A 10,875-nucleotide genomic window follows, 5' to 3' on the forward strand; every position below is an offset into this window, starting at 1 on the left:
AGCACATCGGCGCGCCACGGGTTCTCCAGCAGCGCGAAGTTGAAGGGCAGATGCACCTGCGGGCGAGCCGGTGTTCCGAACCAGCGCGCCAGGCGATCATTGGGGAGGAATATCTCGCCGATCAGGACGCGATCTTCGTACTCGTCCGCCAGGGCGCGCATCTCGGCGGCGATCGCGTGCGCCTCAGGCTGATCAGTCGAATGGAGCTGAACTACGCGGTCGCGCTCGTTTTCGCCAACTCGCCACGCGGTATTGAGCGGGTTGTCGGGCAGCCCTTCGGCTTTGACGATGTGCCACAGCACGTCGATGCGGAACCCATCCACCCCGCGATCAAGCCAGAAGCGCATCACGTCGAGCATGGCGCGCTTCAGGTCGGGATTCCGCCAGTTCAGGTCGGGCTGCTGCTTTAGAAAGGCATGGAGATAATATTGCCCCGTCGCTTCGTCCCAGTCCCAGGCCGAGCCGCCGAAGTCGCTGATCCAGTTGTTGGGCGGGCCGCCATTGGGTGCGGGGTCACGCCAGATGTACCAGTCGCGCTTCGGGCTGTCGCGCGACACGCGGCTTTCCACGAACCACGGATGCTGGTCCGAACTGTGGTTGGGGACGAAATCGAGCAGCAGCTTGAGCCCTGCCGCGTGGAGCTTCGCGATCAGCCGGTCGAGATCGGCGAGCGTGCCGAACAGCGGATCCACGTCGCAGTAATCCGCGACGTCATAGCCGAAATCGGTCATCGGCGAGGGGCATATCGGTGACAGCCAGATCCCATCGACGCCCAGGCTCGCAAGGTACTCGATGCGCGATTCGATCCCGGCAAGGTCGCCAACGCCGTCGCCGTTGCCGTCCCGAAACGAGCGTGGGTAGATCTGATAGATGACGCCGTGCTGCCACCAGCGCGTCTTCATCGCCCCTTTCACCCAAGCGCGCCGAGGCTCGCCGCCAGTTCCTCCACTCGGAACGGCTTCGCCAGACGCGGCACGTCGGGCGGGATCTCGTCGAGCGCGGCATAGCCGGAGATGACCAGGATCCGAACGCCCGGCACCCGTGCGCGTGCCAGCCGGGCGAGTTCGGCGCCTTTCATGCCCGGCATGAGGTGATCGGTGACGAGATAGTCCACGCCGTCGAGCAACTCTTGCGCCTCTTCGGCGCTGGCGGCGACGACGACCTGCAGCCCGAGGCTGGCGAGCATCGCGGCGGTGGCGTCGCGCACCGGCAGTTCGTCGTCCACCAGCAGCACGCAGCCATTCAGCGCGTGGACGGGTGGCAACGGAGCGGGCACCTCCACTGCCCTGCCCGTCGCGATTGGCAGCAGCAGTTCGACGCGCGTGCCCTCTCCGGGTGCGCTGGTCAGTGCCATTCCGCCGCCCAGCTGCGCGGCGAGACCGTGAACCATCGACAGGCCAAGCCCCGTGCCCTTGCCGACCCCCTTGGTGGAGAAGAACGGCTCGATCGCCCGCGCTGCGGTGGCCGCATCCATGCCCATGCCGGTGTCGGCAACTGCGAGACTCAGAAACGCGCCGCTCAGTCCCGCCGCGGCGCTCGCGGCCCGATCCGCCAAACAGGCCGTCAGCAGCAGCCGGCCGCCATCGCGCATCGCGTCACGCGCGTTGACCGCCAAGTTCAGGATCGCGAGTTCCAGCTGATTGGGGTCTGCCAGCGCGGGTGGCAGGTCCGGGGCGACATCAATCACCAGCTCTACTTCGGGGCCTACGGTGCTGGCCACCAGCGACGACATGTCCGCGAGCAGCGTTGCAAGGCCTACCGGGCCGGGCTGCAACGGCTGGCGTCGGGCAAAGGCGAGCAGTCGCTGCACCAGGGTCCGCGCGCGCTCCGCCGCCTCCAGCGCCGATTGGATCAGCCTCGCCTGCCGCTCGTCGCCGTCCGGCTCCTTGGCGGCCCGCCGTCCGAGCAGATCGAGATTGCCGATGATGGGAGTCAGCAAGTTGTTGAAGTCGTGCGCGACCCCGCCGGTCAGCTGGCCCAGCGACTCGACCTTCTGCGACTGCCGCAGCGCTTCACGCGCCAGGTCGAGTTCCCCGCGACGTTCGACCTCGGCGGTGACGTCGCGCCCGATTACATAGGCCTCGCCGTCGCCCGGTGCTGCGCTCCAGGCGTAATGCCGCCAGCCTCCGTCCGCAGGCCGCACCCGGGCCACGAAAGCGCCTACCGGGCGAGTAGCGGCCGTCTGCATCGCGGCTATTGCGCCGGGCAGGTCATCGGGGTGGAGAAAACCCGTCAACCTGCGCCCGATCACGTCCGCGGCGGTGTAGCCCAGCGTCTCCACCGCAGGATTGGCCGCGCGGATGCGTCGACGGGTGTCGATCACCAGCAGCAGATCGCCCGAAAGCCGCCACATCCGATCGCGCTCTGCGGTGCGCTCGGCGACCTGTTGCTCCAGTGTCTGGTTGAGCGCGGACAACGCCTCCTGCGCCTCGCGTCGCTCGGTCACGTCGCGCACCGTGCCGATCGCGCGCACCGGCACACCCGCGTCGTCGCGCAGCACCACGCCATGCGAAGAGACCCAGCGCACCGCGCCGTCTGGGCGCAGGATGCGATGCTCGATCGCGAAGTCGGTGCCGCCGCGCGCCAGCCGCGCAGTTCCCTTGGCGATGCGGTCGCGGTCGTCGGGGTGGATCAACGCCACGCGCTGCTGCTCGCTGAGCGGAACTCCATGCGGCACGCCCATGATTTCGGCCGCGCGCGGCGACCAGCGCGCGCGTCCCGCGCGCAGATCCTGATCCCAGGTGCCGATTTTCGCACCCTCGACCGCCAGCCGCAGCTGCCGCTCGCTGTCGCGCAACGCAGCCTCCGTGCGAACGCGCTCGACGTGCGCCCAGGACCGCTCGGTCACCTCGCGGACCAGGCTCAGCTCGGCCGCGGTCCAGATGCGCGGCACCAACGAGTGGACCGCCATCATCGCGGCAAAGCGGTCGCCCTTGATGAACGGCATGCAGATTGTCGCGTTGATGCCGATCGCACGAAAGGTCGCCGCGCCGTCGCTCTCGATGTCGGTCACGTCCGTGATGATCAAAGGACGGCCGGCATACATGTCCGCCACCGCCTCAGGCCCGAAGGCGGCGAGGCTATAGGTGCCGACGATCGATGGCGCGCCCGGCGCGTTCCAGTCGCCGCGGATGTGGAAAGTGTCGCCGTCGTCCGCGACGTCGGCATAAGCGCAGTCGGACGCGTTCAGGTGCTTGCCCAACATGCGGGTAGTGACGGCCAGCACCTCGTCCGCTTCCGTCGCGGTCGCGGTTGCCTTGCCGAGCGCGTCGAGAAATTGAAGCCGCGCCTCGTTGTCGCGCAGCGCCTCTTCCGCCGCCCGGCGGGCACTGATGTCGAGCACGAACGCTATGAAGCTGGCGGGTGCACCCGCTTCGTCGCGCACTGTCGTGACCGAGTTGTTGACCCACACCGCCGTGCCGTCGGGCCGCAGGTAACGCTTGTCGGCGGAAAACGCGCTGCCGCCCGCCATCGCATAGTGGAACAGCTCGTCATTGTGCGCGATGTCGTCGGCGTGGGTGATCGAACGCCCGGTGATACCCAGCATCTGGTCCCGCGTGCGCCCGACGATCTCGCAGAAGCGATCGTTCACCGTCGTGAAGCGACCCTGCAGATCGACCTGTGCCAAGCCGGCGGTGGTCCCCTCGACCATCGCCGACAGCTGTCGCTCCCGCTGGCGCAATTCAAGTTCGGCAGTCTTCGCCGCCGTTACATCGAGCGCGACGCCGACATAGCCGATCAGCGCGCCCTTCGCGTCGAAGCGCGGCTGCGAGACGGATTGGAGCCAGCGCCACTCGCCGGCCGCGTTACGATAGCGCGCGTCGATCCCAAAGGTGCGGCACTCGCCTACGCCGGCCTGCGTCTCGGCCGCGACTGATGCGATATCGTCCGGATGGACACTATCGCGCCAGTGGCTCGCCAGCGCCTCCGCCCTGCTCATGCCCGCAAACATGCAATATGCCCGGTTGACGAAGGCGCGCGACCCATCGATCCGCGTGACCCACATCAGAGCAGGCGCGGCGTCCGCGATCATCGCGAAATCGTCGATCGCGGCCGCCTGCGGCGCGTGGGGCTCCGTCATAGATGCCACGCGGTGGCCATGATACAATCAGACCACCGCTGTCCAGCACCTATCCCGACACGGCTTCCTTGACGGCGTCCGCCGCCTTGGCGAGCCAACCCTTCTCGATCTCTTCCGCGTCCGCCTTGGTCTTTGCGGCGATGCCGTGCGGCTCGGCAGGCGGCGCATAGACGGAGAACAGCTTGAGCGGCTCGGAACCCTTGTTGATGATGTTGTGTTCGGCGCCCTGCGGGATGACGATCATGTGGTCGGCCGACACATTGGACTTCGCCCCGTCGACGATCGCCTGCCCCGTGCCCTTGACGAAGAAGGTCGCCTGATCGGCGCGGTGCGTCTCCATCCCGATCTCCTCGCCGGGCGCGAGGCTCATCAGCACCACCTGCACGCGCTTGTCGAGGTAGACCTCCTTCTGGAAAAAGTCGTTCTCGCCTGCGAGCTTCGCCATATCCTTGTTGAAGAACGTCATCCGTCTGCACTCCTGATTGATCCACAGGGCATAACGGCACAGCGCAGGGTTCGGGTTCATCGTGCCGAGCGAGTTATCCACAGGATGTTGCGCCCGGTGACAATTTCCCTTTTGCAATCAACGAGTCATAAACCATGACTGAGCGCTCAAGGTAACAGCCAGTAGTGTCGGTACGGAGCACATCATCATGGCCGCAATCTCGCTCGCAAACGGGGTAACCTACAGCCAGAATTTCGACGGGCTCGCGAACACGGCGGGAAGCACGACCAACAATCTGAACACCGATCCGCAGCCGCTGCCCGGCTGGTTCCTCAACGAGACCGGCGGCGGCACTCGGGACAACGAGCAATATGCCGCTGACACCGGCGCTGCCAACAGCGGCGACACATTCAGCTACGGCGGCGCCGGAAGCACCGACCGTGCGCTCGGCTCAGTCCAGAGCGGCACCCTGATCGCGACCTACGGCGCCCAGTTCACCAACGATACGGGCCAGACCATCACAGAGTTGGTCATCACATACACCGGCGAGCAGTGGCGCATCTCGAACACAGCCGCAGCGCGCGACGACCGGCTCGATTTTCAGTATTCGACCAGCGCGAGCAGCCTCACGACGGGCACCTGGACCGACGTCGACGCGCTTGACTTCACCAATCCGATCAAGACGGCGACCACGGGCGGGGCGCTCGACGGCAATGCCGCGGCGAACCGCACCGTGATCAACCACACGATCACCGGGCTCGGCATCGCTCCCGGAGCGACCTTCTGGATCCGCTGGAACGACCTCAACTCCAGCGGCGCCGACGACGGCCTCGCCATCGACGACTTCTCGCTGACGCCGGTCACCGCCGCGAGCGGCGAGAGCCAGTCCGTGGTCTTCAATCCCGTTTCGGTAACCCAGGCAGAGGGCAATGCCGGCCTGACGGCCTACACCTTCACCGTCACGCGCACGGGGGGAACGACCGGGACACTCGACTTCTCCGGCACCATCGCGGGCGGGACCACCGACGCGGCCGACTTCGCCGGCGGGGTTTCCCCGACCACCTTCAGCGGTTCGATAGCGGCCGGGCAGGCCAGCGCGACCGTCACGGTCAACGTCAACGGCGACGTGGATATCGAGGCCGACGAAGCCTTTCAGCTGACGCTCACCAGCGCCAGCAACAGCGACGGCACGGTCACCGCGACCATCGGCGCCAACTCGACCGCGACCGGCAACATCACCAATGATGACACGCCCATCCTGTCGATCGACAACATCTCGAGGACGGAGGGCGATGCCGGCACGGCCATTTACACCTTCACCGTCAGCCTCAGCCAGGCGGCACCGACGGGCGGAGTCACCTTCGACATCGCGACGGCCGACGACAGCGCGACGGCGGCGGACAGCGACTATGTCGGTCGCACGCTGACCGGCCAGACCATCGCCGCAGGCCTGACCAGCTACACGTTCGATGTCACCGTCAACGGCGACACCGCCGTCGAGCCGGACGAACTGTTCCTCGTCAACGTCACCAACGTCATCAACGCCACGGTCGGCGACGGCCAGGGCACCGGCACGATCGTCAACAACGACCAGCCACCGATCCCCGTCGTCTCGGTCGGTGATGCGGCGATTACCGAGGGCAATAGCGGCGTCAGCTATATCAGCTTCACGGTCAGCCTGTCGTTCGCGCCGACCGGCGCGGTCACGGTCGATTACACGACCGCGAACGGCACCGCGCTTGCGGCTTCCGATTATGTAGCGACCAGCGGTCAGGTCAGCTTCGCCGCGGGCGAGACCTCGAAGACCGTCGCCGTGCCCGTCATTGGCGACACCCGCACCGAAAGCAGCGAGGCGTTCACGCTGACGCTCGCCAACCCCAGCGGCGCAACGCTGGGCGACCTGAGCGGCACCGCCACGATCACCGACAATGACGGCGCTGGCGGTGCCTACTTCTCGCTCGCCTCGGGCGATTTCTCGCAGGATTGGAGCAACACCGGGCTGATCACCGCCAATGACGATTGGAGCGGCGTGCCGTTCATCGTCGGCTATCTGGGCGACATCGACCCCGCAACGCCGGGCGACCTCAACGCCACGACCGTCACCGGACCGGCACCGGGCGCGGTCGACGTCATCGCCAACCAGGCAAACACCAGCAGCACCTCTGGCGGCGTCGCGGAGTTCCAGATCGCCAACCCAACGATTGGCATCCAGGGTTCGGGCACCGCGGACGCTCCAAGCATTGTCCTTCATATGGACTCGACCGGTCGCAGCGCCGTGCGGCTGCAAGCGAATTTGCGTGACCTCGACGGCGGCGCGGACAACGCCACGCAGCAGATCAACGTCCAATACCGCACCAGCTCGACCGCTGGCTGGACCAACGTCCCCGGAGGGTATTTCGCCGACGTGACGACCGCGTCCAGTGCGACGCAGGTGACGGCACTGGACGTCGTCCTCCCGGCGGGCGCGGACAATGCCGCAGCCCTCGAGATCCGCATCCTCACCACCAACGCGGGCGGCAGCGACGAGTGGGTCGGAATCGACGACATCGTCGTGTCGAGCACGTCGGCCGGCGCTACGCTGTCGATCGCCGACACCGCCGCCTATGAGGGCACGGGCGGAACCAGTGCGGTCGTCTTCACCGTCACCCGCGCCGGCGACACCTCGGGCGCCTCGACGGCGGACTATGCGGTGACCCCGGGCAGCGGGAGCTTCGGTGCGAGCGTCGGCGACTTTGCCGTCGCGCAGCCACTGACCGGCCAGGTCAGCTTCGCCGCCGGCGAAGCCAGCAAGACGATCACGCTGGACCTGCTCACCGACGCCAATCCCGAGGCCGACGAGAGCTTCACGGTCACCCTCGCCAACGCGACGGGGGCCACGTTCGCCGACGCGATCGCGACGGGCACGATCGTCAACGACGATGGCACCCCGCCGTTAGTCGCGATCAGCGACGTCACCCAGGCGGAGGGCGATGCCGGCACGACGGTGTTCTCGTTCACGGTCACGCGCACCGGCGGTGCCGATGCGTTCACCGTTGATTACGCTACAGCTGACGGCGCCGCGAGCGCGGGCAGCGACTATGTCGGCACGTCTGGCACGCTGAGCTTCGCGGCGGGCGAGAACAGCAAGACGGTCGCCGTCATCGTCAATGGCGATACGCAAAGCGAGTTCAGCGAGACGTTCTCCGTCCAGCTGTCCAACCCCACCGGCTTCGCCATCCTCGCCGACGCGACCGGCACCGGCACCATCGTTTCCGACGACCCGCTCCTGATCAGCCAGATCCAGGGTTCGTCCTATTACAGTCCGATCCTCGCCGCCGAAGGCAAGAACGGCTTCAACATCGCCTCGACGACGGTCGTCACGATCCAGGCGGTGGTCACCGCTGTCGACGGCGACGGCCCTCGTCAGGGTTTCTACCTCACTGAGCAGTTCAGCGACTGGGATGTGGACCCGCTGACGTCCGAGGGCATCTTCGTGATGGCTCGCAACGATGCCGGCGCTGGCAGCGATCTCGTGACCGCCGCGCCCGGCGTGCAGGTCGGCGACCTGGTGACCCTGAGCGCGCAGGTCATGGAATATCAGGTGTTCCAGAACCTGCCGCGGACGGTGCTGGTCAACATGACCGGCTTTACGATCAACGGTCCCAGCAACAGCCCGCTCCCGACTCTCGTGCTGGACGCCAGCCGCCCGATCCCGAACTCGATCCTGACCGCCGTCACGCCTGATCTAACCGATTCGGCCGATGACGCCGGCGATACGTTCGACGCCAACCGCTACGCGCTGTCGTACTTCGAGACGGTCGAGGGGATGCTGGTCACGATCCCGGACATGGTGGCAGCCGACGGCTTTGTCTCGACGTCGGGCGGAGACCCAATCTTCCAGGCATATTCGCGCGTCCACGCCGACGCCGGCCAGATCAACTCGCGCGGCGGCTACACCATCGCCGGCGATCCGCCGCTCTCGCCGCCGGACACGACGGATGCGGACGACGGTACTATCTTCGGCGGTCGCCATGTCCATGACGGCGACACCAACCCGGACATCGTCGAGCTCGACTTCTCCGGTTTCGCAAACCCCTACCCTGCCGGTCAGCTCGAGAAGATGTCGATGGGCGACGGCCTGGGCGACGTCACCGGGATCATCGAGTTCGATTTCACCGACCGCAAGCTGTTCGTCACGAGCATCGACGCAGGCGCTTATCAGGACACGGTGCCGGCACAGGAGACGACGACGTTCGGCAATGACGATCGCGCGCTGACCGTCGCCACCTTCAACGTCGAGAATCTCGATCCCGGCGACGGCGCAGCCCGTTTCGCCGCGCTGGCTGGGGTGATCGCCAGCAACCTGAACTCTCCGGACATCGTCATCATAGAAGAGATGCAGGACAACAACGGCGCGGGCACCGGCACGGCCGACGCTTCGTTGGGCTGGCAGATGCTGATCGACGCGCTCAACGCGGCGGTACCGGGCGCGGCCTACCAGTGGGTCGACCAGGAGCCGGTCAACAACGCCGAGGGTGGCGAGCCGAACGGCAACATCCGCGTCGGCTTCCTCTATGACACCAACCGCGTCCAGTTGGGCGACCTCGCAGCCGACGCGACGATCGCCGAGCGCCGCCAGTTCACCGACCGGATCGGCGACGCCGTCCGCGATGCGGGAGACCGAATCACCTTCTCCGACGACATGATCGCCGGCGAGATTAGCGCGACCGATTGGTCGGGGACGCGCAAGTCGCTGCTCGCCCAGTTCACCTTCCATGGCCAGGACGTGTTCGTGGCCGCGAACCATTTCCCCTCCAAGGGGGGCTCGGGCACGTTCTGGCAGTTCAACCAGAGGCTCGAGACCGGTCAGCCCGCGAACAGCGATTTCGCGCAGCGCAACGCCGTTGCGAACGACCTCTACACGATGCTCAACCTCATCGAGGGCAGCGCATCGGGCGCGGGCGTCGTCAGCGGCGGCGATTACAACGACTTCTACTTCTATCGCCCGCTGGAGGTCGCCACCGGCCATGTCCTGCCGGACGGCACGGCGCGGGTTGGCGGTGCTCGCTTCGACAACCTCGGAGTCACGGAGCTGACGGAGGCGGAGCGCTACAGCTACACCTTTGACGGCCGCAGTCAGACGCTGGACCATGTCATCGTCAACCCCCTGCTCAGCGGGGTCGCGGGCTATGACGTGGTCCACGTCAGCACCGGCTACAGCAGCTTCGGCACCGGCGCGAATGCAAGCCCGGCCCTGTCGGACCACGACCCCGCCGTCGCTTCGTTCGACTTCCGCAGCTTGGATGAGAAGCTGAGCGGCACACCCGGCGACGACTTCTTCCGGCTGGAACAGGGTGGCGACGACGAGGTCACTGGGGGCGAAGGCAACGACGCCTTCTACTTCGGGCAGGCATTGACGGCAGACGATCTGATCGATGGCGGCGGCGGGCGGGATATCGTCGCGCTGCAGGGCGACTATTCGTACGGCCTGACGCTGGGTGTGGGCAATTTGGTCAATGTCGAGACACTCTCCATCCTGACCGGCTCGGACACCCGGTTCGGCGAGATCGGAACGAACCTTTACGATTATGACGTCGTATCGGTTGAGGCCAACGTCGCCGCTGGCCAGCAGCTGATCGTCAATGCAGCGACCTTGCTCATGGGCGAGGACCTCACCTTCGACGGTTCGGCAGAAACCGACGGGACGTTCCTGATCTATGCCGGTGCAGGCGCCGATCTTCTGACCGGCGGAGCGGGCGCTGACGTCTTCTTCATGGCCGACGGCCGCTTTAATGCCGGCGATCGCCTGACCGGCGGCCTGGGCGCGGACATCATGGTGCTACGCGGCGATTACACGGCAACCTTCACGGCCGACACGCTGACCAGCATCGAGACGCTGACGCTGATGAGCGCGGCCGACACGCGCTTCTTCGTGTCGGGCGAACGCTATAGTTACAGCGTGACCAGCGACGACGGCAATGTCGCTTCGGGCCAGAAGTTGACGGTCAATGGCGCCGGCCTGCAATCCGACGAGACGATGAGCTTCAACGGCTCGGCGGAATCGGACGGCACCTTCAACCTGTTCGGCGGCGCCGGAACCGATGTCCTGCAAGGCGGTGCGGGCGCGGACCTTTTGGTCGGCGGACGGCGCGGTGACACGTTGTACGGGAACGGGGGCAATGATGTGTTCCGATACGACAGCCTGGAGGACAGCAACTCGACCGAGCGCGACGGTATCCAGGACTTCAACGCCGGCGACGTCATCGACCTGTCGCGGATCGATGCGAATGTCCTGATCGACGGTGATCAGGCGTTCAGCTTCATCGGCTCGAACACGTTCAGCGGCACTGCCGGCGAGCTGAGGTTCCAG

4 protein-coding genes are annotated in these 10,875 nt (G+C 66.3%); 1 reads left to right on the plus strand and 3 read right to left on the minus strand.

Features of this window, described 5'->3' with window-relative positions; genetic code table 11:
* The 3 genes from JWN21_RS03415 to JWN21_RS03425 form a co-directional block, all read right to left on the minus strand.
* Positions 1–902, minus strand: a 902-nt coding sequence (locus tag JWN21_RS03415; protein WP_299646244.1) for an alpha-amylase family glycosyl hydrolase, incomplete at its 3' end; no start/stop codon positions are given.
* 8 nt (positions 903–910) lie between these two features.
* Positions 911–4,081, minus strand: a complete 3,171-nt coding sequence (locus JWN21_RS03420; RefSeq protein ID WP_299646246.1) for a PAS domain S-box protein — start codon at positions 4,079–4,081, stop codon at positions 911–913.
* A 49-nt stretch (positions 4,082–4,130) separates the two neighbouring features.
* Positions 4,131–4,628, minus strand: a complete 498-nt coding sequence (locus JWN21_RS03425; RefSeq protein ID WP_299646248.1) for a cupin domain-containing protein — start codon at positions 4,626–4,628, stop codon at positions 4,131–4,133.
* A gap of 106 nt (positions 4,629–4,734) precedes the next feature.
* Here JWN21_RS03425 and JWN21_RS03430 point away from each other — a divergent pair.
* The coding region (locus tag JWN21_RS03430) for a Calx-beta domain-containing protein (protein ID WP_299646250.1) at positions 4,735–10,875 on the plus strand (6,141 nt) is incomplete at its 3' end.

The organism is Sphingomonas bacterium (genome assembly GCF_028292945.1).
GTDB lineage: Bacteria > Pseudomonadota > Alphaproteobacteria > Sphingomonadales > Sphingomonadaceae > Sphingomonas.

Bases quoted from the DNA above. Each gene is read 5' to 3' on its own strand.
- JWN21_RS03420 (WP_299646246.1), bottom strand. From the start codon at position 4,081: ATGACGGAGCCCCACGCGCCGCAGGCGGCCGCGATCGACGATTTCGCG.